Here is a 2,141-nt window from a genome sequence, read left to right on the forward strand (position 1 = left end):
GGCCAGCATCACGCCGATGATCAGCATCGCCGTGATCATCGGCCGCCACGCGCCGAAATCGGCCATCCATTCGGCGAAGATCGTCAGCACGAAGGAGGCGACGATGGCGCCGTAGATGGTGCTGGTGCCGCCAAGCAGCACCATCGACAGGATGATGGTCGCCAGGCTCATGCCGAAGACGTCGATCGAGGCATTGCGCTGGTAGGCGGCGTAAAAGGCGCCGGCGATGCCGGTGAAGAAGGCGCTCGCGGCAAGCGTCAGCATGCGCTGGCGCACGATCGAGACGCCGCGGCTGATGGCGTATTCCTCATTGTCGCGCAAGGCGACGATACTGGCCCCGGCGCGTGAGCGCACAAACACGCGCAGGAACAGCGTACTTGCCACCAGCAGTGCCAGCGCGATGTAGAAATAGGCTGATTTGCCGTCGCGGACCATGTTATGGTCGAAGATATAGAGTCCGGGAATGCGCACCAGCCCTTGCGTGCCGCCGGTGATGGCCGACTGGCTGATGATCACCTGCATCACCAGCTGCGCGAAGCCGAAAGTGACCAGGATGATGTAGATGCCCTTCAGCCGCAGGATCGGGATGGTCACCAGGATCGCCGCCAGGGTTGCGATGACACCGCTGGCAAACAGCGCGATCCACGGGTCGAATTCGGCCAGCTTGGTCAGCAGGCTGTAGGCATAGACGCCGATGCCGAACAGCGCCAGATGGCCGAAATTGAAGACGCCGCCATAACCGAGGCTGAGGTCCCAGTTCGAGGCGACGATCGCATAGATGAAGGCCATGATCAGGATGTGGCGGGCATAGGTGTCACCGAAGATCAGCGGCAGCAGCGCCAGCAGGGCGAAGCCGAGCACGAAGCCGATGGCCTCCTGCTTCCACGGCGTGCGGCCTGGAGCGATCGGGGTTGCCGCCTCGGCGTGGCCAGGCGCGATCAGCGATGTCGTGTCGGTCATGCTAGGCCTCGGGAGCGGCTGGCAAAGATGCCCTCGGGGCGCACCATCAGGGTCAGGATGAGCACGCCGAACAGCAGTGCCGGCGTCCAGTACAAGCCGAAATAATAGCTGCAGGCTGCCTCGAAGAAGCCGATCAGATAGGCGGCGAAGATCGGACCCGATACGCTCGATATGCCGCCGAAAACGACGACGATCAGCGCCTTGAGCAGCGGGTCGCTGCCCATCACCGGCGACATGAAACGGTAGCCGCCCATGAAGATGCCGGCGAGCCCGGCCAGCGAAGCGGCAATGGCGAAGGCCAGCCCATAGAGCGCGGTGACGTTCAGCCCGACAAGGTGGCTGGCATCTTCATTTTGCGCCACGGCGCGGAGCGCCAGCCCCAGCCGCGTGCGGTTGAGGAACACCCAAAGTGCGGCCAGGATCAGCGGCGTGATCACGATGATGGCGATCTGGTGCAGGGAGACGCCGACGCCCCCGATGGTGGCGTTGCCGGCGATCAGCGCCGGGATCTGTTTCGAGCGCGGTCCCCAGATGGTCAGCGCGCCGTTCTCGATCAGCGACCCGGCCGCCAGCGTGGTGATGACGACGACCAGCACGATGTTGGGTCGGCCGATCAGCGGCCGCACGACGCTCGCCTGCAGGATCCAGCCGACGCCGGCCATGACGACGACGGCGATCGGAAAGGCGACCGCCGCCGGCAGGCCGAGTTCGACCAGCTGCCAGGCGATGTAGGCGCCCAGCATCATGAACACGCCATGGCTGAAATTGAACACGCCGATCGTCGTCCAGACCAGAGCCAGCCCGACCGCCATCATGGCGTAGAGCGAGCCCTGGAACAGGCCGCCGAACAGGATTTCCGCCAATGCGCTCATCTTCGGATTTTCCTAATGGCCAAAATACATCGACATGATCTCGCCGTGGTCGAGGCTTTCGCCCGGCTTGATCTCGGTCGCCACCGCGCCATGGTTGACGAGGTAGAGTTGCTGCGTCAGCTCCAGCAGGAATTCGATATCCTGCTCGACGACGATCAGCGGCACGCCGCCGCGCGAAATGTCCATGACGGAGGCGCAGAGTTCGTCCTTGATCTTGGGCGCCAGCCCCAGCGTCGGCTCGTCCAGGATCAGCAGGCGCGGATGGCTCATCAGCGCGTGCGCACATTGTCGGGCGGCGAGCGCCAGATG

General features: G+C 64.0%; 2 protein-coding genes and 1 pseudogene. All 3 read right to left on the minus strand.

What is annotated here, in order from left to right; translation table 11 throughout:
* Window positions 1-960, minus strand: a 960-nt coding sequence (locus EN984_RS32195) for a branched-chain amino acid ABC transporter permease (RefSeq protein WP_164765811.1), incomplete at its 3' end; no start/stop codon positions are given.
* On the minus strand, window positions 957-1,832 hold the full coding sequence (locus EN984_RS32200; RefSeq protein ID WP_127269237.1) for a branched-chain amino acid ABC transporter permease: 876 nt from the start codon (window positions 1,830-1,832) through the stop codon (window positions 957-959). The genes EN984_RS32195 and EN984_RS32200, both read right to left, overlap by 4 nt.
* A 12-nt stretch (window positions 1,833-1,844) precedes the next feature.
* Window positions 1,845-2,141 (minus strand): annotated as a pseudogene (locus tag EN984_RS32205) (hypothetical protein); the annotation flags it as partial.

This window comes from Mesorhizobium sp. M7A.F.Ca.CA.004.12.1.1 (assembly GCF_003997835.1).
Taxonomy (GTDB): Bacteria; Pseudomonadota; Alphaproteobacteria; order Rhizobiales; family Rhizobiaceae; genus Mesorhizobium.

Coding starts and splice junctions, on each gene's coding strand:
- EN984_RS32200 (WP_127269237.1), bottom strand. CDS start 1,832: ATGAGCGCATTGGCGGAAATCCTGTTCGGCGGCCTGTTCCAGGGCTCG.